The sequence below is a fragment of the Marinitoga sp. 1138 genome, assembly GCF_013363265.1.
Taxonomy (GTDB): domain Bacteria; phylum Thermotogota; class Thermotogae; order Petrotogales; family Petrotogaceae; genus Marinitoga; species Marinitoga piezophila.
Genome location: NZ_LBFA01000029.1, coordinates 1 through 24,781 on the forward strand (window position 1 = coordinate 1; position 24,781 = coordinate 24,781).

Consider the following 24,781-nt stretch of genomic DNA (forward strand, 5'->3'; position numbering starts at 1 on the left):
TACTGCGTCTGTAATTGCTTTTTTAGGTATTGCTGTGTAGATTATCCAGTTTATACCTTTAACCTTCGAATAAAATGTATATATTCTTTTTCCGTTTTGAGTATACTCAATTAAACCGCTATTGTTTGTGGATTTTCTGAAAAATTCCGAATCTTTAACATTAACTCCCCATTTTTCAGGATCTGTGTGCATTAAAGTAATACCTTCGCTGTTTACAAGGTAAGAATATTCTTCCTTAAATACTTTATCGTCACCAAAGAATGTATCAACCAGTTCTTTTATTGATAAATCAATTGCAATTACTCCAATAATCTCATTTGTTTGTGGATCTGTAACTGTTTTTGATACAGTAATTAATACGTCATTATTTCCTGCATCAACATATGGTTCAGAAATTATGATTTTTCCCGGCGTTTTCATTGAAGCCTTATACCATGGCCTTGATGTTGGATCATAATCAGCAGGCAAATCATCACTTGGGATGGATAACATAGTTTTGTCCTTTAATCCCATATATACTGCTGCATAGTGGTAATTATCAACAATATTTTTAAATATTTTAAGTATATTGGTTCTTTCATCATGTTGATTGCTGTATGCCGACTTTACATTAATGTCATTGGATAATGTATTTAAAAGGTTTATAATTGGGTCAAAATATGTTTCTAATAACTTTGCATTGGTATCGGTAACTGAACGAAGATGTTTTTTATAATTTTCAAAGCTCTTGTTATAGTTGTTATATGTGCTAATTCCGGTAAATATAGCCATTGGAAGAATAGAGATTAAGATAATAATACCTATCATTTGAGCTTTTAATGATTTCATATTTAACCTCCTTTTGTTAGATTGTTATTTTTTTAATTAAGTTAATCCCAAAAAATTACCCAAAAAGCAAAAGCTTTTTGGGATATCTAAGATAAATAATAAAAATTATCCTTACAAGTTCTTACTATAAGAAGCAATGTATAAATTTCTCATCCATTTAATATCTTCTTCTGATAATTTATGTCCTCCGCCCATTAATTCAACATTAAAAGCTATATTAGCGCTTTTTTCTGTTATTTCAGCTGCTATTAAAGCTTCTTTTAAAGTTCTTCCTATTGCCACAATTCCGTGATTTGCTAATAAAATTCCATAAACTCCTAACTTAAACTTTTTAACTGCTTCTATAGCAAGATCCTTTGTTCCGGGAAGCTTATATTCAGCCACTGGTATTTCCCCGCCAATAATTTGTGCCTGGTCTTCAATATAACATGGAACAGGTTTTCTCAAAGCTGAAAAAATTGAAGCATAAAGACTGTGTGTATGAACTACTGCTGTTATTTCAGGAAAATTCTTATAGATTTCAAGATGTAAAGCTTTTTCGCTTGATGGTTTTAAACCGTCTATATGTTTTTCTGTTTCAAAATCAAGAACAGATATATCATCCACATTTAAAACATCATATGGAACACCTGATGGAGTAATATATATCCTGTTTCCGTCTCTAATACTAACATTTCCCCATGTTCCTTTAATTAACCCTTTTTTTTCCAGATACTCAATTGCATAAATAATTTCTTTTTTCAATATATTTTCACCTACCTATTATTGTAAGCCTTAACAGCTTCAGCGAGTATATATGTTGCCTTTTTCAATTTTTCACTTTCAAGAACATAAGCAATTCTTATTTCCTGTTTTCCAGAACCTTCTGTAGCATAAAAACCTGTAAGTGGTGCAACCATTACAGTAGTATTGTCAATAGCAAAATCTGTAAGCATCCATTTTACAAATTCTTCGCTATCGTCAATAGGTAACTTTACAGAAACATAAAATGCACCTTTTGGTTTTTTAAATACAGCACCTTCTATTTTTGACAACTCTTCATAAACAGCTAATCTCCTTTTATCATATTCTTCGTAAACTTCTTTTATGTATAAATCATCCATTTCAAGAAGTCCTATAGTTCCTAATTGAGCTGTCATTGGAGGACAGAGCCTTGATTGAGCCATTTTCATTACCTGGTTGTATAATTCTTTGTTTTTGGTAGCAAAAACACCTACTCTTGCACCACATGCGCTATATCTTTTTGAAATACTGTCTACAACAATTGTTCTATCGTATTCTTCAAAGGTCATTGTAGAAATATGTTTTGTTCCGTCAAATGTAAATTCCCTATAAACTTCATCAGAAATAATAAACAAATCGTGTTTTTTAGCAAAATCTACAATTCTTTTTAATTCTTCTTCTGAGTATACAGCTCCTGTTGGGTTTGAAGGATTTGAGAAAATAATGCCTCTTGTTTTTGAAGATAAAGCTTTTTCAAATTCTTCTGTTGAAGGAACTGCATATCCTGTTTCAGGTAAAGCTCTTACAGGAACGAGTTTTACGTTAATCATTTCGGCAAATCCTCTGTAATTTGCATAAAATGGTTCAATTACAATTACTTCATCTCCTGGATCAGCAATAGCAGCCAATGCAAATACAATAGCTTCACTTCCGCCATTAGTAACGATAATTTCTTCTGGTGTAAATGGAATGTCATGCTTATTATAATATTTTGAAAATGCTTCCCTTAATTCCATTAATCCTGCTGAATGAGTATAGGCAATAACTTCAGGTTTATAATTTTCAATGTAATCAAAAAATGCTTTTGGAGTTTCAAGATCTGGTTGTCCTATATTTAAATGCAAAACAGTTTTTCCAGCTTTTTTTGCTTCTTCTGCATATGGAACAAGCTTTCTAATAGGTGATGCCTGCATGTTTAAAACCCTTTGTGAGAAATTCATTTTTTTCCCTCCCGGTATTAAAAATTTTGATATTTTTTTCATAACTAATTTTACCATAAATGTTAAGCTTTTTTTCATATAAATTTGTAATAATTAAGTGTAGCATTTATTAAATCTTAAAACATAATAATATAAGAATGAAAGAGTGAGAGCAATGGATATTGAGTATTTAAAAAAATATGGTAAAATAATAGGGGTTGATGAAGCCGGGCGAGGGCCGCTGGCAGGACCTGTTGTTGCTGCTGCAATTGAAGTGGAAAATGAGAATCAACTTAAAATACTTGAAGAGATTTCAAATGATTCAAAAAAATTATCAGAAAAGAAAAGAGAAGAGATTTATGAAATATTAATAAAAAACTTTAATTATTCAATAGAAATTGCTACACCTGAAGAAATAGATATTTATAACATATTTTCAGCAACGACACTGGCAATTGAAAGGAATTTAAAAAAATATAATCTTTCAAATGCTTATGTTATAATAGATGGCAAGAATTTCAAATTAAGTATTGAAAATTATGAATGTATTGTTAAAGGAGATGCAAAGTCTAAAACAATAGGAGCTGCTTCAATACTTGCCAAGGTTTATAGGGATAGATTAATGGTAGAACTTGATAAACAATATCCGGAGTATAACATGAAAAAACATAAAGGATATCCAACAAAAGAACATATAAAACTAATAGAAGAAAATGGAATAAAAGAATTTCATAGAATAACCTTTAATCCAATAAAAAGGATGATTATTGAAAAAAACGTTTCAATTAATAAAAAAGAATTTTCCACCATGCGTTTAATGAGAATAGGAGTACTTTAATGAAAGGGGATAATATGAGGGATAAAGCCAGAGAAAAGTTTGAACAATTGCTTGAAATAATGGAAGAGTTACGTTCTGAACATGGTTGTCCGTGGGATAGAAAACAGACTCATGAAAGCTTAAAACCATATATGATTGAAGAAGCATATGAAGTGGTGCATGCAATAGACGAAAATAATATGGATGAATTAATTGAAGAATTAGGAGATGTAATGTTGCAGGTTGTATTTCATTCACAAATTGCAAGAGAAAATAATGAATTTACAATTGTTGATGTGCTTGAAAGAATTAATTCAAAAATGATACGTCGTCATCCACATGTTTTTAAAAATGAAGGGGAATATTCATATGAACAATGGGAAAAAATAAAGGCTAAAGAAAAAGGGAAAAAGCAATATTCAAAAATAGGTGAGATAAATAAAGGACTTCCACCATTAATGAATTTAAGAAGATTAATAGAAAATTCATTTGCAGTGGATTATGACCCATATAAAGAAAAAAATATATTTGAATTATTAAAGAGAGATTTGGAAAGTCTTGAAAATGAAGGTAACGAAAATAATGAAATAGAATTATTAACGCATTTAATCTATTATTTTGTAAAAAAAGAAAGAAATATAGATTCACTGTTATCAAAGGCTGCAAAGGAATATTTTGAAAAATATAAGAAATTTGAAAACGGGGAGGATAAGGAATGAAAAAAGGTTTGTTGATTTTGATGATGATTGTATTTGCTATTGTATCTGTTTTTGGTGTAGTTAGTTATCAGGAATTAGAGGATAAAACCATTGTGAAAATCAATGGTGAAGCTGTAAATTACGATTATTTCCAATCACAGGCAAAGACGCTTGAATTATTAAGAGGAATAAACAATTTAAATGGTGAATTTTACAAAGTGCTCGTTGGAAGCAAAGAAGGAAACCAAACAATTCAAAAATATGAAAAAATGAAATTGGATAAATTAAGTGGTGAAATATTATTTATTCAATTTACAGAAAAAGAAAAAGGGATAAATCTTGAAAAAGAAGAACTTTTTAATAGCATTTCAAATGATATAAATAATGTATTTAAAAGTTCAGGATTGTCAGAAGATAAAATAAAGCTTTATTTATTATCAAAGGGTTTCGAAAATAAAGAGCAATATATTTATAGTATATATCATGAAAAGTTATATAAAAAAGCAATATCAGCGATTTATCAATATCTTCTTGAAAATGTAGAAGTATCAGATGAGGAAATAAAAGCGGAGTATGAAGCTAATAAAGATTCATATTATAGTCCTCAACGAGCAACATTGGATTTGATTCTTTTTAAAACAAGCGAAGAGGCTTCTCTTGTATATCAGAAAATAATAGATGGGTATTATACATATGATGATGTATATAAAACAAAATTGGAAAGTTCAGAAGCAACGTCTTTGACTATTTCTCTTGAAGATAATACAAATGATCTGGTTAATCAAATAAAATCTTCCTTTCCAGGCGCAATATTAAAACCAATGAAATACAGTGGCTCTATTTATTCTCTTATAAAGATTGAAAAGAAATATCCTAAAAGATCTTTAACTATTGATGAGGCAAAGGAAAGAATAATAAACAAATTAAAAGATGAAAAAGCAAAGAAATTATTTGATAAATTGGTCGCTGAAGAATTTGAAAAATTTAAATCAAATTCAACGGTAATAATTAATTCAAAATATTTCAAAGGAGATGAAAGCAATGGCAAAAATAACTAAAGAAGATGTAATGAATGCTTTAAAAAATGTATATGATATGGAAATAGGTTTTGATGTAGTCTCATTAGGGCTTATATATGACGTAAATGTTGATGAGGAAAATAACGTTCATGTATTAATGACATTAACAACACCAATGTGTCCTCTCGCAGGGATGATTACAGAAGATGCGAAAAATAAAGTTGGGTCAATTGAAGGTGTAAAAAGCGTAAAAGTAGAATTAACCTTTGATCCTCCATGGGATCCTTCAAAAGCTTCAGATGAAGTAAGAACAATACTTGGAATATGAGATTAAATGAATATATAAAAAATAATAGGGAAATAATGTTAAAAAAGGGGATATTTAATCCCCTTTCTTTTGTTGCAAAATTAATTTCAAAAATAAAAAAAATAGAATTTTCAAAGATTATCCTTGATCGTGATTTTGAAATAGATGATAAATTGCTATTACTCCTGAATAAGATAATTATTGAAGATTATCCTGTGGAATATATCACCAAATCTGCAGAATTTATGGATTTTGAATTATATGTTGATGAAAATGTATTAATTCCGAGGATAGAAACAGAAGATCTTGTTAAAATTGCAATGAAAATAATAGAAAAAAATAAATATAAAAATATACTTGATCTTGGAACCGGTAGTGGAGCAATTGCAATAGCATTAAAAAAAAGCTTTCCGGAAATTAATATTTATGCATCTGATATTTCTGAAAAGGCTTTAAAAGTTGCTAAAAAAAATGCTGATAAAATTAATGTGAAAATAGAATTTTTTGAAAGTGATATTTTTTATAACATTCCAGAAGAAGTTTTAAAAAAAGTAGATTTTATAGTTTCCAATCCCCCGTATGTAGAGGAAAAATTTTATATAAACTCAAATTCATTAAAGTATGAACCTGAAAATGCATTGGTTGCAGGTAAAGATGGTCAGGATTTCTTTCTGCGATTATCAAATGAGTTTCCAGATTTATTGTTTGAAAAGCATTATTTATTTGAAACAACTGAATTTAATATAGAAAAAACAAAAGAGATTTTGTCTGAATTTGGAATTATAAAAATTTACAGAGATTCATTTGAAATTAATAGATTTGTTGAAAAATTAAAAAAGTGATATAATTTAAATAATGTTATCAATATAAATATTGGGGGTGGCAATATGAAAAAAAAGGTGTATGTATTAATTGTATTTTTTTTAGCTGTAATAATGGCTTTTTCAGATAAAATAATTTTAAAGACCACCTTTCAAATTGCCCCGCCAAAATATTATATTGAAGATAATGAAGTAAAAGGTATATGCTATGAAATATATGAAGAGCTTAATAAAAGACTTGAAAAATATAATATAGAGATTCAATGGGATGGAAAATTTAAAAACATGACATATATCACAGAAGAATTATCAAAAGGATTTATTGATATTTTTATTGGAATAGCAAAAAATGATTATAGGGAAAATATAATGAATTTTTCAGATTTTCCATTATATTCTGTAACCTATATGATTCTTACAAATAAGGATTTTAATAAATCGCTAAACGAATTAAAACTTGGTGTAATTAAAGGAACTAAGACAGAACAGCTGTTTTTTGAGGTAACCAAAAACAAAAATAAAGCTATTGAATTTGAAAATATAGAAGAAGCAATTAATCCGTATTTGAAAAATAAAATAGAGGGTGTATTTTATAACTCTCTTACGCTTGGATATTATTACAATAAATCTTTAAAAAAAATCTCGAAAATTGTTAATATGCCGATGCCTAAATATTATCATTATATAGGATTTTCCAGGAAAGTTTCCGAAGATATAAAAAATATTGTAGATAAGGAAATAAAAGAAATAGTAATTAATGGAACTGTTGAAAAAATACTGGAAAAATATGGTTTAAAGGAATTTGCAAAACCCGGGAATTATCTTAAATTAGCCAATGTTGATTGGCCGCCATATGAATGGTATGAAAATGGTGAATGGAAAGGAATAGACACCGAGGTTTTAAAAAGAGTTTTTGAAAACATGGGATTTAAGGTGGATATTATTTATTTAAACTGGTTGCGAGTATTGGATTATATAAAAAAAGGTATTATAGATGGAACTTTTTCTCTTTCTGTTACAGATGAGAGAAGAAAGTATATGTTATTTTCAGAAGAACCATTAAGTACAGGTGCAGATGTATTTATATATAAAAATAAAAATATAAACTTTGAAGATGATATAAGCAATTATAAATGTGGATATGTAAAGGGATTTAATTATAATAACAGATTAAAAGATTTTAATCTACAATATTATGCTGTATCAGATGATATAATTGGAATAAAGGGGTTTATTAATGATCGATTTGATATATATGTAATAGATAAAAATGTGGCTTTATATTATTTGAAAAAATTTAATTATAAAGGTCAGGTTTATTTTTATCCAATTAGCAAAAAAAATATGTATTATATAGGGCTTTCCAGAAAGAATGAATTCTCTGAAGAAATAATAAAAATGTTTAATGAAGAATTAAAAAGATTTAAGAAAACAGAAGAATACAGGGAAATATTGAAAAAATACAACATTACATATGAAGATTTATGGCAATAGAGGTGATTTAATGAAGTTAAAAACAATATTTATAAATCTTCTGATATTTTTACTATATATTATATTTATGCTTTATTATACCCAGAGAACAGAAAGTTATATAAATGATTTTTATAATTACATAAGCCTGTTATTTAAAAATTATCTATGGGAATATAATGATAAGGCTATGGAAGATATATCTAATATAATTTTTAAGAATGTTGAATATAGAGAAATAGCTGTTTATGATGAGTCAGGAAATTTATTCTTTAAAATGGAAAATCCCAAAAAATTAAATAAAATAGATCTTTTTTTTGAAAAAATGAATTTTATTCATGAAGTTTCATTATCTAAATCACTGGACAACAATGGAATATATATAGGTGAAATGTATGTAAAAATGGTCAATAGAAGTTTTTATGTAAAATTGTTGGGGTTTTTAATTTATGTATTATTAGCCTTTTTATATAATCAGATGGTTGTTATAAATGAAACAAAAAGAAAGCTTGAAAAATCCAATAGAGAGCTTGAAGATACGCTTGAAGAACTGGAAAATACCATAGAAAATCTAAATAGAACGCAGGAATTGCTTATAAACTCAGAAAAAATGGCGTCATTGGGTAGACTTGTGGCGAATATTTCTCATGATTTAAATACACCTCTTGGAATTGCATATACATCGGTTACACAATTAATAAAAGATTTCAAAAAACTTGAAGAAGGATATATATCCGGGCAGGTATCTAAAAAACTGTTTGAAGATTATTTAAATTCAGGAAACGAATTATTGGATATTATACTTGCCAATTTAATGAGAATGTCTGATTTAATAAAAAGTCTTAAAAAAGTATCAGCGCAGGAAGTTTCCAACATAAAATTAAAAGTAAATCTAAAAGAGGAATTAGAAGCAATATTAAAATCATTAAACCCTGTTATCAGAAAAACATCACATAAAATAAGTTTAAAATGTCCTGATGATATAGAAATGGTTACATATCCTGGAGCTATTGCTCAAATAATAACCAATTTTATTGATAATTCTTTAAAGCATGGTTTTAAAAATTATAAAGAAAATGGTAGAATAAATATAGAGGTATTTAATGAAAAAGATAGTGTGAAAATTGTATATTCGGATAATGGTAAGGGTATGGATGAAAAAACTAAAAGTGCCATATTTGAACCATTCTTTACCACTGACAATTCCGGTGAAAGCAGTGGTATAGGTATGAATGTCGTATATAACCTTGTAAACACTGTGTTGCAGGGCCAAATATATGTAGAAAGCGCTCCGGGAAAAGGTGTGAAATTTACAGTTATTCTTCCAAAGGTTGTCTCTGAGTCGAAATAGGGGGTGATACAATGGACTTCAATGAAGAGTTTATAAAATTTGTAGATAATGATGCTGAAACTGCTGAAAATGTCATAGAATCAAAACCATGGAAAATACTTATTGTTGATGATGAAAAAGATGTTCATAGAGTAACAAGAATAGTATTAAAAGGACTAACCTTTGAAGGAAGACCTATAAAGTTAATCAGTGCATATTCTAAAGAAGAAGCGCTTGAAATTTTAAGGAAAGATAAAGATATTGCACTTGCAATAATTGATGTAGTAATGGAAGATAAACATGCAGGTCTTGATCTTGTAAAATATATTCGTGAAAATTTAAAAAATCATAAAACACGTCTTGTAATCAGGACAGGACAGCCGGGATATGCCCCTAACAAAGAAGTTGTTTTAAATTATGATATAAACGATTATAGAGAAAAAACAGAATTAACATCAGAACGACTAATTACAGTAATCCTTTCCGGATTAAGGTCATATAGAGATATAGTAAATCTGGAAAAAGAAGCCGAATCTTTGAAAACAATATTTGGATTTGCTACAGAATCAACCAGTGAAACCAATGAAGATATATTTTTAGAGAGTTCATGTAAAGTGGTAAGAAATATGGCAGAAAACTATGATATTATATTAAATACAAAAATATGTGAAGATTATCCGGAGTTTCATAGTAATAAAAAGAATTTTATACACTGGGAAAATGAGAAGGAGTTCTTTGTTATATTTAATTCTGATACAGAAAGGCAAAAAGTATTTTGTGTAAGTTCGGAAAAACCAATTCCTGAAAATTTAAAAAACCTGCTAAACCTTTTCTTGTTGCATATAATTACTACTGTTGAAAAAATGAGAATTTCGAATGAATTAAATGAAACGCTATATGAAATAATATTTACCCTTGGTGAATTACTTGAATCACGTTCTGAAGAAACAGGAGAACATGTTTTAAGAGTTTCAAATATTGTATATGATATTGCACAGGCTGCAGGAATAGAAGAACATAAGGCATTTGAATTTAAAATAGCTTCTATGTTACACGATATTGGAAAGATTGGAATACCTGATTATATACTAAATAAACCAGGGAAGCTTACAGACTCTGAATTTGAAATAATGAAAGAACACACAGTTATAGGTTATAGAATACTTGCATCTTCAAATAAAGATATATTTAAAATAGCTGCATCAATTGCAAAATATCATCATGAAAATTGGGACGGAAGTGGTTATCCTGAAGGATTAAAAGGAAAAGAAATACCAATAGAAGCAAGAATTACAGCTATAGCAGATGTTTATGATGCGCTTGTATCTGATAGGGTATATAGACCTGGCTGGCCAAAAGAAAAGGTTATAAAGTATATGAAGGATATGAAAGGTAAAAAATTTGATCCCGAATTGCTGGATATTTTCTTAAGTAAAATTGTTGATAAATTTTAAAAGACTCACACTTAGGTGAGTCTTTTTTTATAGAAAGTTCATTCATACGACTTGAGTGCTAATCTTCGAAAATTGTTCGTTCTCAGGGGTCGTTGCAGACTCACGTCCATGTTCGTCTTCACTCAAAATCACATCCGTGTGATTTTGACCCCTTCCACTCACAATTTTCTCAGGCACTCTGCGAGCCTTCACTCGCTTTTATTTTTTCCAACTATCCTGTAATCCCCGCTGCGGGAAATTCTTAGTTTTCATTCACATTATTTTTCTCAATTATAAAAAATTTCACTTTCCTGAGCAAATGTTATTATTTCTATTTTTCGAAAAGACTTTTGTAGAGAAACGTTCGAAGTATTCGAGAAAACTTTTTTTCATCATAAAAGATAAAAACTCCCTCAAAAATGAGGGAGTTTTGGCGTGCCCGACTGGATTTGAACCAGCAACCTTTGGATCCGCAGTCCAATGCTCTATCCAATTGAGCTACGGGCACATTTGTAAAAACTATAAAAATTGGTAAAAAAAATGGCGGAGAGGGTGGGATTCGAACCCACGGTGGAGTTACCCCCACACTTGCTTAGCAGGCAAGCGCCTTCGGCCGCTCGGCCACCTCTCCGACGCACAATCATTATTATAACATGAAGATTATTCTTTGTCAATACTGTTAAGGTAAATTTTTGGGTCGTATTCCTTTAATTTTTTATCAATGATTTCTAATAATTTATCGAAAGATTCTGTAATTTCAACCTCTTCAGCATTCTTTTCATATCTTAACTTCACTTCAACCTTACCGTCTTTCATCTTTTTACCCAATACAACCTTCATTGGAATACCTATTAAGTCTGCATCTTTAAATTTAAATCCTGGTGATGCATCTCTATCGTCGTATAATACATCGTATTTATCCTTTAAAAGATTATAAATTTCTTCCGCTTTCTCTACAAGCTCTGGTTTTTTCATTGAAACAGGTATAATAACAATTTCAAATGGAGCAATACTTCTTGGCCATAACATGCCATAATCGTCGTGTAATTGTTCAACAATAGCACCTAAAGTTCTTGAAACACCCCAACCGTAACAACCCATAATAAATGGTTTTGATCTACCGTCTTCATCTGTATAATAGGCGTTAAGTTTTTCAGAATATTTTGTTCCCAATTTAAATACCTGTCCAACTTCAATTCCCTTTGCTTCTTTTAAAGGTTTTCCGCACTTTGGACAAGGTTCTCCTTTTTTAACCATTCTAATATCAGCAAAAATGTCCACATTAAAATCTCTATTGAGATTCACATTAACATAATGTGTATCCTTTTCCATGCCACCTGTGATACCATTTTTTATACCTTTAATGCTTAAATCGCCAACAATTTTCAAATTATCTTTTTTAATTCCAACAGGACCAATAAATCCAGTTTCCACACCAAATTCCGCTTTTATTTCTTCAGGTGCTCCCATTTCAAGTGTTTGATCCTTTAATAATCCTCTTAATTTTGCAATGTTAAGATCATAATCGCCGCGAATCAAAGCGAGTACCCAACCATCTCTTCCTTTAAATAAAAGGGATTTTATAATCTTTTCTTTTGAAGAGTTAAGGAAGTTTGCAACATCATCAATTGTTTTTACATCAGGTGTTGAAACCTTTTTAATTTCTTTTTCTTCTTCATTTTCTACTTCAAATGTAAGTTTTGATTCTGCTTTTTCATCTGTTGCGTAATATCCGCAATCACAATAATATATAGTGCTTTCTCCGTATTCTGCCAATACCTGGAATTCGTGGGATTTATTTCCACCAATTGCACCTGTATCTGCTTCAACTACTCTATAATCCACACCAAGTCTTTTTAAAATATTTTCATAGGCCCTGTAAAAATCTTCGTATGTTTTATCGAGTGATTCTTCTGAATTATGGAAAGAATATGCATCTTTCATTATAAATTCCCTTGCTCTTAAAACTCCAAAACGTGGTCTTATTTCATCTCTGTATTTGTTAGCAATCTGGAATAATGAAATTGGCAATTGTTTATATGATCTCAATTCATTTTTTACTATTGTAGTTATCATCTCTTCATGTGTAGGACCTAATGTAAAATCCCTATTATGTCTATCTTTTAACTTCATCATTTCTGGTCCATAGTCATCCCATCTTCCGCTTTGCTGCCATATTTCAGCAGGTTGTATTATAGGCATTAATATTTCCTGAGAGCCGATTTTTTCCATTTCTTCCCTTACAATATTTTCTATCTTTTTCAATACCTTTGTTCCTAAAGGTAAGTATGTATATACCCCAGAAGCTGTTTTTCTTATAAAACCTCCTCTAATTAACAATTCATGACTTTTTATTTCAACGTCATTTGGAACTTCTTTTAATGTTGGTGCGTAATATTTTGACATTCGCATCATGTATAACCTCCTTAAATCGATTATTTTTGATTTTCCTTAATTTTAACATATAATCTTGAATAAAAAGATAACGTTTATATTACGAAAATTCGAAAAATAATTTGCTGAAAAATTTAAAATCTTCTTAATTATAAAGTGATATAATACGTATAACTGACAAAAAACTTTTTTAGGAGGGATTAAATTGAAAAAATTCTATGTAACAACGCCTATATATTATGTAAATGCAGAACCGCATATAGGATCAAGTTATACCACAATAGTAGGAGATATAATTTCAAGATATAAAAGAATGAGAGGATTCGATGTATTTTATTTAACAGGAACAGATGAACACGGTCAAAAAATCCTTCAGGCAGCAAGAGCTAAAGGGATTTCACCACAGGAATTATGTGATGAATTATCGGGAAAATTTAAAACATTATGGAAAGATTTAAAAATCACCAATGATTACTTTGTAAGAACAACAGACGAGCAACATATGAAAACAGTTCAATTTTTTGTGAAAAAAATGCTTGAAAATGGTGACATATACAAAGGAAAATACGAAGGTTGGTATTGTGTTCCATGTGAAACATACTGGACAGAAGATGAAATTGAAGAAAAAGACGGCAAAAAAGTATGTCCTTCATGTGGAAGAGAAGTAAATTGGGTTGAAGAAGAAAATTATTTCTTTAAATTATCAAAATACAATGAACCGTTAAAAAAGCATTTTGAAGAGAATCCAGATTTTCTTGAACCTGAATTTAGAAAAAATGAAATGCTTAAAATACTTGAAAGCGGTCTTAAAGATTTAAGTATCACAAGAACCACATTTGATTGGGGCGTTCCAATGCCAGATGATCCAAAACATGTAATTTATGTATGGGTAGATGCATTAATTAATTATGTAAGTGCATTGGGCTATCCGGAAAATATGGAAAAATTTGAAAAATATTGGCCTGCTGATTTACATTTAATTGGAAAAGAAATCAATAGATTCCATTCATTAATCTGGCCGGCAATGTTAATGTCAGTAGGATTGCCTCTACCTAAAAAAATATTTGCTCATGGCTGGCTTACTGTAAATGGACAGAAGATATCAAAATCTCTTGGAAATGCAATTGATCCAAGAATTCTTGTTGAAGCATATGGAAATGATGTAATAAGATACTATTTATTAAGAGACATTGTATTTGGAAAAGATGGAGATTTTTCAGAAGATAATTTAATTACAAGATACAATTCTGATCTTGTAAATGATTTAAGTAATCTTGTTCATAGAACATTATCCATGGTTAATAAATACTTTGATGGAGTTATACCGGAAATCGGTGAAACGGAGGAAGTTGACAATCAACTTAAAGATCTCATTAACTCAACAGTGGAAAAATACGAAAATTACATGGATAAATACTTATTCACCAATGCGCTTGAAAGTTTATGGGAATTGGTAAGATTTACAAATAAATACATAGATCTTACAGAACCATGGTTACTTGGAAAAGACGAAAGCAAAAAATCAAGGCTTGGTACTGTAATGTATAACCTCATGGATTCAATTAGAATAATTGCATTATTAATTTCACCTGTAATGCCAGATACAGCATTGAAAATACTTGGTAAATTAGGTATTGAAAATGTAGAAGAATACATAAAAGATGAAAATATAAAAATTGGATTATTAAAAAGCGGTGTAAAGGTAAATATTGGAGAACCAGTATTCAAAAGAATAGATGTAAAAAAATGGGAAAAAGTTATAAAAATGAAGGAGGAGAAGAAAATGGAAGAAAAGAAAACAGAAGTAAAAGAAGTAAAGAAAGAAGAAGAAAAAACAGAAAATGTTTTAATTGATATAAATCATTTTGCGCAGGTTGATTTAAGGGTAGCTAAAATTTTAGAAGCAGAAAAAGTAAAAAAATCAAGAAAGCTTGTAAAATTACAGCTTGATCTTGGAGAATTAGGTAAAAGGCAGATTGTAGCAGGTATTGCAAATTATTATGAACCTGAAAATCTTGTAGGAAAGAAAATAATAGTTGTTGCTAATTTAAAACCAGCAAAATTAATGGGAATTGAATCAAATGGAATGTTATTGGCAGCAAAAATAGGGGATAAATTAACCCTCTTAACAACAGATGAAGATATAGAACCGGGAGCAAAAATATCGTAAAAACCAGGAGGTAAGCAATAAATGAGCGAAATTTTAAATAAATCCTTTGAAGAAGAGTTAAAAGAGTCATATTTGTTATACTCTCTCAGTGTTATTACAAGCAGGGCTATCCCGGATGTCAGGGATGGCCTTAAACCTGTTCAAAGAAGAATATTATATTCTATGGATGAATTGAATTTAAAACATAATGCAGCATATAAAAAATGTGCCCGTATTGTTGGAGAAGTTATGGGTAAATATCATCCACATGGTGATGCTGCAATATATGATGCTCTTGTAAGAATGGCGCAGCCATTTAGCCTTAGATATCCGCTTGTAATAGGGCAGGGAAACTTTGGGTCAATAGATAAAGACCCTGCTGCAGCAATGAGGTATACCGAAGCTAAAATGCATGAACTTGCAGAATATATGTTAATGGATATAGATAAAAATACCGTTGAAATGATGGACAACTTTGATGGTTCATTAAAGGAACCATGGGTATTGCCAACAAGATTACCAAACTTGCTAATGAATGGTGTAAACGGTATTGCTGTTGGAATGGCAACTAATATCCCTTCACATAACCTTACAGAGCTTGCAGAAGGAATTAAATATCTTATAGATAATCCAGATGCATCAGTTGAAGAACTTATGAAATTTATTAAAGGACCTGATCTTCCTACTGGTGGTATTATTGTTGATGGAGATAAATTAAAAGATATATATGAAACAGGAAGAGGAACATTCCATATAAGATCAAAGTACGAATTTGAAGAAAACAAAAATGGAATGAGCATAGTTATAAAAGAAATACCATATGGTGTTTCAAAAGCCGATCTTATAACTCAAATAGCAAATTATGTTACAAAGCAAAAGGAAAATAAAAAAGATGTAGGAATAAGAAATATTAGAGATGAATCAGATAAAGAAGGAATAAGAGTTGTAATAGAGTTAAAGAAAAATGTAAATCCACAGAGAGTTGTAAATCAATTATTAAAGCATACACAAATGCAGATTTCATTCCCTGTTCAGATGACTGTTATAGATAACAGAAAACCAAGGGTAATGAATTTAAAGGAAATACTTCAGGCATTTATTAATCACAGGGTAGATGTAATTACAAGAAGAACTCAATTTGAACTTGATAAAGCAAGAAAAAGATCACACATTGTAGAAGGTTTAATGAAAGCTTCAGAAGGAATTGAAGCGGTAATTGAAATAATCAGACAGTCCGAAGGAAGAGAAGAAGCAATAAATAGCTTAATGGAAATAATTAATGTAACAAAAGAACAGGCAAATGCTATTGTTGATATGCGATTAATAAGCCTTTCTAAGTTAGAAGGACAGAAATTGGAAAAAGAATATGCTGAATTAACAGAAAAAATAAAAATCGCACTTGAAATATTAAACAACAGAGAAAAATTAATGGAAATAATAAAAGAAGAAACAGAGGAAATAAAACTAAAATTTGGTGATGAAAGAAGAACGGTAATAACAAATTCTGGGGCCAAAATAGAAGAATCAGACAACATTGAAGAAGAAGATCTTGTAATTGTCTTAACCCAATGGGGATACATAAAAGCAATGAAAAGCAGTGAATATAAAGTTCAAAATCGTGGCGGAAAAGGTGCTAAGGCTATAAAAAAATCAGATAATGATTTTATTATTCAGGTATTACAGACAAATAGTCTCTCAAAATTGTTATTTATCACCTCAAAAGGAAAGGCTTTTGAGTTAAATGCATATAAAATAGAAAAAAGCAGCAAAGATACAAAAGGAAAGCATATAAGCACATATCTATATCTTGAAAATGATGAAAAGATAAAAACAATAATTCCAATTGAAAACAAAAAAGATATAGAAAATAAATATATAATGCTCTTTACAAAAAAAGGAACGGTAAAAAGAACAGCGCTTGAAGAATTTTCTAATATAAGAAGAAATGGATTAAAAGCAATTACAATAAAAGAAGATGATACAGTGGTAGATGCGCTTATTGTAGAAGAAAAGGATGAAGTTCTTGTAATAAGTGCAAAAGGGATGAGTTTAAGATTCAGGGTTAGTGATGTAAGACCTATGGGAAGAAGTGCTGCAGGTGTAAGATCCATAAAATTAAGGGAAAATGATGAAGTGGTAAATGCAGTAATGGTTGATAATGAAAAAAGTCTTCTTCTAATTACAAAATATGGATTTGCCAAACGAGTAGATTTTAAAGATTTCAGGCTTCAAAATCGTGGTGGTGTAGGATTAAAATGTGTGAAAGAAACAAGTAGAATAGGTGATATAGTAAAAGCACTTGCAGTTACAGATGAAAGTCATGTAATAGTATTTACCAAGCTTGGAAAGGCTATAAGAGAAGAGGTGTCAACAATTTCCTCATTAAGTAGATATGCCATAGGTGTAAGAGCAATAAGGCTTGACAAAGAAGATATAGTAGCAGATGCAGCAGTGGTGATAGAAGATGAATAAAGAATTAGAACATCCAGCAGATATTATGTATGAAATTTCTGGTGAAGATATAAAAGAAATATTAGAAGATTTCGTTGAAGTATTAAATAAAATCTATAGTCCAGTTGTCGAAGGAATAAATAGAGAAAATGAATATACTATCAGCGAAAAAGAAATAGATGATATATTATTTGACCTTGGGAATGAATTTTTAAGAGCGATAATGGAAGGGGAATTTCCTTCAAAAATAGAAACTGATAATGAAATTATAAAAATTTCATATTCAAAAATATATAAAATAAATTCTGACATTGAAATTAAAGCTGTAGCATATCCAAAAATAATTGATGAAGAAAGCAAAAAAATCAGGGTAATATTTGACGTGTGATTATGAAAGGATTAACGGAGAAACAGAAGAGAATATATGAATATATCAATTTTTATATTAATGTAAAGGGATATCCACCGTCGATGAGGGAAATAGCGGAATATTTAAATTTAAAAAGCGTATCGACGGTATATTCTCAATTAAAATCCCTTGAAAAAAAAGGATATATAGAATTATCAGGAAAATCAAGAGGAATAAATATATTAAAGAACGAAAAAAGTGGATTTATAGAAGTTCATGGAGAAATTGCTGAAAATAAATTAAAACTTTATTCCACACCATTTTACCTTAAAACTATAAGTAGTTTAACAATAAGAAAAATCAATAATTTTTATAATGTTTTTGTAGTTGAAAAATATAAAGATTTTAGTAGCGATTTTATTCTAATTGTAAATGAAAATCTTGAAATAATAGGAACAATAAAAATTAGTGAGGTGATTTTAGATGAAAATAGCTATAGGTTCTGATCATGCAGCATTTAAAATGAAAGAACATTTAAAAGAATATTTATCAAAAAAAGGTATTGAAGTAATTGATATGGGACCGGAAACAGAAGAAAGAGTGGATTATCCTGTATATGCAAAAAAAGTTTGTGATAAGGTTGTAAATAATGAAGTTGATTATGGTATACTAATGTGTGGAACAGGTTTAGGAATGTCTATAGCAGCTAACAAAGTAAAAGGGATTAGAGCTACACTTGCATACTATCCAAAAATGGCAGAACTAGCAAGACAACATAATAATGCAAACGTATTGGTTCTTGGTGGAAGAACAATGGGTTTTGAACTGGCAGAATGGACAGTAGATACATTCTTATCAACAGATTTTGAAGGAGGGAGACACGAAAGAAGGATAAACCTTATATCCGAAATGGAGGAAAACTTATGAAAGTAATCTATGATCCCCGTCATGTATTTTATTCTCCCAAAAATGAATTTAATGGATTTGAAATAGTAGATAATAAAGATAAACCAGGAAGAGTTGAAGTAATAAAAGAAGTAATTCAATTAAAATATGGCAACATCATTAAAAGTACAAGGGATTTTTCAAGATCCTATTTATACTTTGTGCATTCTTCGGATTATGTAAGCTGGCTTAAAGAAAAACAATATACTTTAAATGAAAATCAGGAATATTTTTCAACAGTAGTTGGATATGACATGTGTATGGATTCAATTACACCAATAAGCAAAAATACATTTGAGATGGCCTGGATTAGTGCAAAATGTGCACTAACAGGCGCATCTTATCTTTTAGAAGACGAAGAACTTGTATATACACTTTCAAGGCCAATGGGGCATCATGCAGGTATTGCCCATTGTGGAAGATATTCATACTTCAATAATGCAGCATTGGCAGCAAGATATCTTCAAAAAAACGGAGATATATACGTGGCAATACTTGATCTGGATTTCTATCATGGCAATGGAACTCAGGAAATCTTTTATGAAGACAATACTGTATTAACAATAAGTATACATGGAAATCCTTCAAACCATTATCCGTATACTTCGGGTTATGAATGGGAAATTGGTGAAGGTGAAGGAAAAGGATATAATATAAATTTTCCATTAAAAGATGAAATAAATGGAAGAGTATATTTAAGAGTGCTTGAAAAAGCATTGCTGGAAATAGATGATTTTGATCCAGATTTTCTTATAATCTCTTTTGGAACAAATACACATTATGAAGATCCAGATACCACATTTAACTTAAAAGAAGAGGATTATAAAGAAATGGGAAATATGCTCTCGTATTTAAATGTACCAAAATTAATTGTACACGAAGGTGGTTTTAATATAAATATAAATGAAAAAGTTATAACCAGATTTATGGACGGATTAAAAACATGAGGTGGAAATGTTGAAAAGTATTTATTATAACCCTGGCACAGGAAAAAGTATTCCAATAATAATAAAAAAGGGGAAATACAAAGAATATATAAACGTCAAGAAAAGTAATATCATTATATATGATAAAAAAATAAAACTCATAGATGAATTAAATCTTTCTAACAGCATTTCTGTAATAGGTAATGAAAATTTGAAGAGTTTTGATAAATATCTGTCTTTAATAATGAAATTATCTGATAAAAATATAAAAAATGTTGTGATAGTAGGAGGATATAGCGTAATAGATTTACTTGGATATACCATGGAAAGCTTTGAAAGAAGAAATGAATATATATATTTTCCTTCAACATTACAATCAGCAATAATGCCACCGTTAAGAGGAAAATATTATTTAAATTTTAACTGGAAAAAGGATTTTTTAGTGCAGAAAGGATATCCTGATGCAATAATAATAGATACAACCTTTTTTGAAAGCTTATCTCCGCAGGAACTAAAAAAAGGATTTGTTATTCCTTATCTATTGGGAAGGGTTTTAAATTCCAGAATATCTAAAATAGCTCTAAATTATTCAAAATTAAACTTTTCCGATATAGATCTGGAGGAGTTTATATATTATTCTCTGAAACAATGGGTATATTATATAGAAAATGAGTCAAAAGTTTTTCCGGGGGAAAATATAATTAAATTATTTTATAATAAAAAAACAGGTATTAATAGAAATTTTCTTGATATTTTTGGATTGAGCTTTTTAATAGAGTTATACATGTCATGGTATTTTGGATTTTTAGAATATGAATTATTTGAAGAAATAAAAAAGGAATTAATAGAGAATTTTGATATACAATACAAAAATATAGAATATCTTAATTTTGACGAAGCAAATTTCAACAATGAGTTTGTTTTATTTACATCCTCAGGAAGAATAATAAATTATAAAACCACATATGATGAACTTAATATAGTTTTAAAAGAAATCAAGAACCATTTTAGAGGTGGATTTTTGTGATAAAAAAACAAAAAAATTATGCTCTTATATTTATAACAATAATGGTTATATTATTACCAACATTTGTCGCATTGCTTACTTCGTATACAATATATCTAAAATACAAAATAAAGAATCTCGAATTAAAAATTTATGAATTAAAAGATAAAGATATAATTTCCAGTAATGGAAGAAATAAAAAAATAGAAAATAATATGAACTACGAATTAAATATAGAAGAAATAGAAAAATTTTTAAATATAAAACCAAAAGGAATCTATGAAAATCAGAAAATAGATTATTTTTATCTTGTAAAAAAAGCAAAAAGTAGTTTCGAAGATAATACATTTGGTGGATTAAAATTAATGAATTATGAAGAAGCTTTCAGAAAAAGTGTATCTAACCTTGAATTCAATAAAGAATATTTTATCACCAATATAGCAACAAACCTATATTCAGTATATTCGGAAGATTTTAGCATAAAAAACAAAAATAACGATAATATTCAAAAAGTATTTACAGTTCAAATGAGATTATATTTAAAAGAAGAAGATGCATTTTTCACGACATTAACATTAAGGAATGCTGGAATTCCTGTTTTTGTTTACAAAGGGCATTTTAAAAACAGTGGGAAAAGTTATTTTGCAATTTGTGCAGGATTATTTCCTGATATAACCCTTGCCAAAAATTATCTTGAAAGCATAGATGATGAAAAAATAAAACAATTAACAGGTATAAGTGTAAAAGATAGATTTTTAAAGAGTTTTACATTAATAGGTGAGAATGGTGTTCAGGAATAGCAAAACAATTTTTATCATAAGTCTTATATTCTTTTTAACAATATTTGGGGGAATATTTTATATTCAAACTGGGAATAAAAGAACAGAAGAATTAAACGGTGAAATAAAAATAGATTTATATACAGCGAGTGAAACACAATTAACAAAAATTCCAGGAATAGGTCCTAAAACAGCAAAAAAAATAATTCAATACAGAGAAAAATATGGTTTTTCATCAGTAAAAGATTTAATGAAAATAAAAGGAATAGGTGAAAAAACATATGAAAAAATAAGGAAATACGTATATCTTTCAAAAAGCAAAATCATTTTAAAGAAAAAAGAGAAAAAAAATATAAATAATATTACATATGAAGAATTAATTGAAATACCGGGAATAGGACCGGTAAGTGCCGGAAAAATTATAGAATACAGAAAATACACAAAAATAAGAAATGAAGAAGACTTAAAAAATATAGGACTTACAAATAGCCAGATAAACAAATTAAAGGGGGTTGTAGAGTTTGAATAAAATTCTATTACATGTATGTTGTGCCCCGGATCTTGTTCTTGCGCATAAAAGATTAAAAGAAGAAAATATCGAATACGATACTTTTTTTTATAATCCCAATATATATCCTGAAAAAGAATACATAAAAAGATATGAAGCATTTAAACAATTAAAAAAAATGTGGAAATTTAAAGAATTAAAAAGCGAATATAATCATGAAGAATTTTTAGAATTAATGAAAAATGTTGATGTAAAAAATGAAAAAGAAAGATGCTATAAATGCATGTATCAAAGGATGGAAAAAACAGCTCAACTTGCAAAAGAAAAAGGATATAAAATATTTTCCACAACATTGCTGTCAAGTCCCCGAAAAAGCCATGATGAAATAAAAAGAATAGGTAATGAACTGGCCAACAAGTATAATATAATGTTCTATTACAATAATTTCAGATCAAACAATGCTATTTCAGAGGGAGCAAAATTTTGTAAGGCTAATAATATATACAGGCAACAATATTGTGGATGTGAATTTTCATTAATTGAAGCAGAACAATTAAGAAAAAAGTCTTACGAACAAAGAAAGGAAAGACTCAAAAAAGTGCTTGATTTTGATTTTGAGCATCTAATGAACAAAGAACTTCTGAAAATCCCTGAAGAACTATATCCTAAATATTTATATGAAAACGGTCTTGAAATAATAAAGGATTTAAAACCAAGAATAATCATTATAAAAAAGGATATAGCGAGAGATTTAAAGATCAAAAATGGTAGAAATAAAATAGGAAATTGGAAATCAAAATTTATAGTAATTTAAAGGTGATAGGTATGGAAAGATTGAAAATAACTATAAACAGCGATGTGAAGTATATAAAAATTTTAAGAGAAGCCATGAAGTATTTTTTAAAGTTTAATGATTATGAAGATGAAGAACAGATATTCTTTATGGAATTGGCTTTAAATGAAGCTGTAGCCAATGTAATAGAACATACTTATAATTATGATAATACAAAAACAGTCGATATAATATTTGAAATTGAAAATAAGAATTTTAAAGTATATATTAGAGATTATGGAGAAAAAATAAATCTGGAAGAGGTTAAATCAAGGGATTTAGACGATATTAAGGAACATGGATTGGGAGTACACATAATTTCTCAGGTTTTTGACCATATGATGTGGAAAGATATAAATGAGGAAGGGAATTTGCTAATTTTAGAAAAAAGTCTGGGGGATTAACAAATGGCTATAACTAAAATAAAAATATCAGATGACAGATTAAAAGCATATCTTACTCTAATATACGATGGAAGAATTTCATCAGACGGCGAATTATTGCGTGCTTTACAACAGGCAGGCATAAAGCATGGTATTAAATATGATGTTCTAAGAGAACTGGCTCTCAAACCAACCTATAACGAGAGCATAGTTGTTGCTGAAGCAATACCCCCAAAAAAAGGTAAACCTGGATATGTTGAAATCTTTGATCTCTCAGAGGAAAAACAGGATTTAACCCATAATAAAAAAATAGACTTTAGGGAATTTGCAAAAAATATAATTACAGTAAAATTAGGGGATAAGATAGGGGTAATTCATCCACCTACGCTGGGAGAACCCGGGAAAGATGTAACCGGCGAAGAAATACCGGGATTACCAGGACCTAAAGCAAAAGTCGTTCTTGAAAAAAATGTGGATAAAGATGAAGATGGAAATATTATAGCAATGGCATCAGGAGAATTAAGAATAAGCAAAGATATGGATGGAACAGTTCATATTGAAATAGAAGAAGTATATGAAGTTAATGGTGATGTTGATTTTAGTACAGGAAATATCAATTTCCCGGGTAAAGTTGTAATCAGAGGCTCAGTAAAACCGGGGTTTATTGTTGAAGCTGAAGGAGATATAGAAATATATGGAGAAGTAGAAGCTGCAAAAGTTGTATCTAAGAAAAATGTAAAAATAAATGGAATAAAAGGTGGAAATAAAGGTTTTATAAAAGCAAAAAATATTACAGCGAAATTTGCGGAAAATGCTATTTTAGAAGCTGAAGAAAAAATAGAAATAGATAAATCACTTATAAATTGTCAGGTAACTTCTGCAAAAGAGGTTATACTCGATGGATACAACAGCAAAATAGTTGGTGGTGAAATAAAAGCTTTAAATATGGTTGATGCATATTATCTAGGAAGTCCTATGGGTGTTGGAACAGTAATAGAAGTTGGGATTGATCCTAAATTATATAATGAATATAAACAACTTATTGAGATTACAAAGAAAAACGCTGAAGAACTTAAAGCAATAACTCCACAACTAAACAGCATAATGTCAAAAATAAAAAAGATGAAAGTAAAAAATGAAAATATAATGTATGCTAAAAAAATGATAGATAGAGCAACATTATTAAAAGCAAAAATAGAAGGAAATAAAAAGAGAATTCTTGAATTAAAAAAGGCGATAGAGGAATCAAAAAATGCAGGTGTTGTAATTGCAAGGAAGATGTTATATCCTGGGGTAGAAGTTACTATTAATAATAAGAAATTTACAACAGAAAAACCTATTAGTAAGGTTAAACTTATGAATATAGACAATAAAATTCAAATGTATGGATACAGCGAGAGTTAAGGGGGAT

24 protein-coding genes and 2 tRNA genes are annotated in these 24,781 nt (G+C 29.1%); 20 read left to right on the forward strand and 6 right to left on the reverse strand.

What is annotated here, in order from left to right; genetic code table 11:
* From XO11_RS09470 to XO11_RS09480, 3 genes are all read right to left on the reverse strand, one after another.
* On the reverse strand, positions 1–828 hold an 828-nt coding region (locus XO11_RS09470; RefSeq protein ID WP_175418536.1), incomplete at its 3' end, for a cache domain-containing protein.
* A 111-nt stretch (positions 829–939) separates the two neighbouring features.
* Entirely contained in the window at positions 940–1,572 is a 633-nt protein-coding gene (locus tag XO11_RS09475) for a class II aldolase/adducin family protein (RefSeq protein ID WP_014297378.1), read from the reverse strand.
* Between the two features lie 11 nt (positions 1,573–1,583).
* Positions 1,584–2,771 (reverse strand): pyridoxal phosphate-dependent aminotransferase, encoded by a 1,188-nt coding sequence (locus tag XO11_RS09480; RefSeq protein ID WP_175418537.1) that lies wholly within the window; start codon positions 2,769–2,771, stop codon positions 1,584–1,586.
* 154 nt (positions 2,772–2,925) lie between these two features.
* On the opposite strand from XO11_RS09480, the gene XO11_RS09485 reads away from it, so the two are divergent.
* Genes XO11_RS09485 through XO11_RS09520 form a run of 8 tightly spaced genes read left to right on the forward strand, consistent with a single transcriptional unit; the run spans position 2,926 to position 10,669 of the window.
* Positions 2,926–3,588: a ribonuclease HII gene (locus tag XO11_RS09485; RefSeq protein ID WP_014297380.1), complete on the forward strand. Its 663-nt coding sequence runs from the start codon at positions 2,926–2,928 to the stop codon at positions 3,586–3,588.
* Positions 3,588–4,286 (forward strand): MazG family protein, encoded by a 699-nt coding sequence (locus XO11_RS09490; RefSeq protein ID WP_014297381.1) that lies wholly within the window; start codon positions 3,588–3,590, stop codon positions 4,284–4,286. The genes XO11_RS09485 and XO11_RS09490 overlap by 1 nt, the downstream gene beginning before the upstream one ends.
* A complete protein-coding gene (locus tag XO11_RS09495; protein WP_014297382.1) occupies positions 4,283–5,323 on the forward strand; it encodes a peptidyl-prolyl cis-trans isomerase in 1,041 nt (346 codons plus the stop codon). The genes XO11_RS09490 and XO11_RS09495 overlap by 4 nt, the downstream gene beginning before the upstream one ends.
* Positions 5,307–5,612 (forward strand): metal-sulfur cluster assembly factor, encoded by a 306-nt coding sequence (locus XO11_RS09500; protein WP_014297383.1) that lies wholly within the window; start codon positions 5,307–5,309, stop codon positions 5,610–5,612. Before XO11_RS09495 ends, XO11_RS09500 begins: the two co-directional genes overlap by 17 nt.
* Positions 5,609–6,433, forward strand: a complete 825-nt coding sequence (gene prmC / locus XO11_RS09505; RefSeq protein WP_014297384.1) for a peptide chain release factor N(5)-glutamine methyltransferase — start codon at positions 5,609–5,611, stop codon at positions 6,431–6,433. The genes XO11_RS09500 and prmC overlap by 4 nt, the downstream gene beginning before the upstream one ends.
* Before the next feature lie 45 nt (positions 6,434–6,478).
* Positions 6,479–7,906 carry an ABC transporter substrate-binding protein gene (locus XO11_RS09510; protein ID WP_175418538.1) on the forward strand — a complete coding sequence of 476 codons (1,428 nt, stop codon included), beginning with the start codon at positions 6,479–6,481 and terminating at the stop codon, positions 7,904–7,906.
* Between the two features lie 10 nt (positions 7,907–7,916).
* The gene (locus XO11_RS09515) at positions 7,917–9,236 is read left to right on the forward strand and encodes a sensor histidine kinase (RefSeq protein ID WP_175418539.1); all 1,320 of its coding nucleotides are present in this window, start codon (positions 7,917–7,919) and stop codon (positions 9,234–9,236) included.
* An 11-nt stretch (positions 9,237–9,247) separates the two neighbouring features.
* The gene (locus XO11_RS09520; RefSeq protein WP_014297387.1) at positions 9,248–10,669 is read left to right on the forward strand and encodes an HD domain-containing phosphohydrolase; all 1,422 of its coding nucleotides are present in this window, start codon (positions 9,248–9,250) and stop codon (positions 10,667–10,669) included.
* A 410-nt stretch (positions 10,670–11,079) separates the two neighbouring features.
* On the opposite strand, the gene XO11_RS09525 is transcribed toward XO11_RS09520, so the two are convergent.
* The 3 genes from XO11_RS09525 to XO11_RS09535 all read right to left on the reverse strand — a co-directional run bounded on the left by XO11_RS09525 (position 11,080) and on the right by XO11_RS09535 (position 13,060).
* Positions 11,080–11,156 (reverse strand) — tRNA-Arg (locus XO11_RS09525).
* Positions 11,157–11,189: 33 nt separating this feature from the next.
* Positions 11,190–11,279: transfer RNA gene (locus XO11_RS09530), tRNA-Ser, on the reverse strand.
* Positions 11,280–11,308: 29 nt separating this feature from the next.
* Positions 11,309–13,060, reverse strand: coding sequence for a proline--tRNA ligase (locus XO11_RS09535; protein WP_175418546.1), 1,752 nt, complete (start codon positions 13,058–13,060; stop codon positions 11,309–11,311).
* A 187-nt stretch (positions 13,061–13,247) separates the two neighbouring features.
* On the opposite strand from XO11_RS09535, the gene metG reads away from it, so the two are divergent.
* The 12 genes from metG to XO11_RS09595 are packed head-to-tail and all read left to right on the forward strand — an operon-like array spanning position 13,248 to position 24,774.
* Complete coding sequence (gene metG / locus XO11_RS09540) at positions 13,248–15,212, forward strand: methionine--tRNA ligase (protein WP_075780754.1); 1,965 nt, start codon at positions 13,248–13,250, stop codon at positions 15,210–15,212.
* A gap of 21 nt (positions 15,213–15,233) precedes the next feature.
* Positions 15,234–17,663 (forward strand): DNA gyrase subunit A, encoded by a 2,430-nt coding sequence (gyrA, locus tag XO11_RS09545; RefSeq protein ID WP_014297390.1) that lies wholly within the window; start codon positions 15,234–15,236, stop codon positions 17,661–17,663.
* Entirely contained in the window at positions 17,656–18,030 is a 375-nt protein-coding gene (locus XO11_RS09550; RefSeq protein ID WP_014297391.1) for an archease, read from the forward strand. Before gyrA ends, XO11_RS09550 begins: the two co-directional genes overlap by 8 nt.
* 2 nt (positions 18,031–18,032) lie before the next feature.
* On the forward strand, positions 18,033–18,497 hold the full coding sequence (locus XO11_RS09555; RefSeq protein WP_075780755.1) for a helix-turn-helix domain-containing protein: 465 nt from the start codon (positions 18,033–18,035) through the stop codon (positions 18,495–18,497).
* On the forward strand, positions 18,475–18,918 hold the full coding sequence (gene rpiB, locus XO11_RS09560) for a ribose 5-phosphate isomerase B (RefSeq protein ID WP_014297393.1): 444 nt from the start codon (positions 18,475–18,477) through the stop codon (positions 18,916–18,918). The genes XO11_RS09555 and rpiB overlap by 23 nt, the downstream gene beginning before the upstream one ends.
* Positions 18,915–19,883, forward strand: coding sequence for a histone deacetylase family protein (locus XO11_RS09565; protein ID WP_014297394.1), 969 nt, complete (start codon positions 18,915–18,917; stop codon positions 19,881–19,883). The genes rpiB and XO11_RS09565 overlap by 4 nt, the downstream gene beginning before the upstream one ends.
* 7 nt (positions 19,884–19,890) lie before the next feature.
* The gene (locus tag XO11_RS09570; protein ID WP_014297395.1) at positions 19,891–20,889 is read left to right on the forward strand and encodes a 3-dehydroquinate synthase; all 999 of its coding nucleotides are present in this window, start codon (positions 19,891–19,893) and stop codon (positions 20,887–20,889) included.
* Positions 20,886–21,668: a hypothetical protein gene (locus XO11_RS09575; RefSeq protein WP_014297396.1), complete on the forward strand. Its 783-nt coding sequence runs from the start codon at positions 20,886–20,888 to the stop codon at positions 21,666–21,668. The genes XO11_RS09570 and XO11_RS09575 overlap by 4 nt, the downstream gene beginning before the upstream one ends.
* Entirely contained in the window at positions 21,652–22,176 is a 525-nt protein-coding gene (locus XO11_RS09580) for a ComEA family DNA-binding protein (RefSeq protein ID WP_014297397.1), read from the forward strand. The genes XO11_RS09575 and XO11_RS09580 overlap by 17 nt, the downstream gene beginning before the upstream one ends.
* Positions 22,169–22,969 carry an epoxyqueuosine reductase QueH gene (locus XO11_RS09585; protein ID WP_014297398.1) on the forward strand — a complete coding sequence of 267 codons (801 nt, stop codon included), beginning with the start codon at positions 22,169–22,171 and terminating at the stop codon, positions 22,967–22,969. The genes XO11_RS09580 and XO11_RS09585 overlap by 8 nt, the downstream gene beginning before the upstream one ends.
* A gap of 11 nt (positions 22,970–22,980) precedes the next feature.
* Complete coding sequence (locus XO11_RS09590; RefSeq protein WP_014297399.1) at positions 22,981–23,391, forward strand: ATP-binding protein; 411 nt, start codon at positions 22,981–22,983, stop codon at positions 23,389–23,391.
* 3 nt (positions 23,392–23,394) lie between these two features.
* Entirely contained in the window at positions 23,395–24,774 is a 1,380-nt protein-coding gene (locus XO11_RS09595; RefSeq protein WP_014297400.1) for a DUF342 domain-containing protein, read from the forward strand.
* The last annotated feature ends 7 nt before the right edge of the window (positions 24,775–24,781 follow it).